This window comes from Alkalibacterium sp. m-11 (assembly GCF_054658155.1).
Genome location: NZ_BAAGIR010000490.1, coordinates 1 through 256, shown reverse-complemented (window position 1 = coordinate 256; position 256 = coordinate 1). Strand labels below are relative to the sequence as shown.

General features: G+C 34.8%; 1 protein-coding gene. It reads right to left on the bottom strand.

From position 1 onward, the window contains the following. Positions 1 to 256: tyrosine-type recombinase/integrase (locus tag ACYQ2O_RS13280; protein WP_459796838.1), on the bottom strand; the 256-nt coding region annotated here is incomplete at both ends.

Here is a 256-nt window from a genome sequence, read left to right as displayed (position 1 = left end):
CCTGCATTGACTAAATGAGTAGCTTTACTGTGTCTTAAAATATGAGGAGATATTTTTGTTTCAATCCTGTCTGGTGTTTCTTCTCTAATGATATTAATATATTTATTCAGTATATATCCAATCCCTTGTCTGGTTAGACGTTCGCCACGACTATTTGTAAATAGTGGTCTTTCATTTTGTAATTGGTATAGACTCAAGTATTTCTTTAGAATATTGCCTGTTTGGGGGAGTAATGGGATGTGACGGTGTTTAGCTC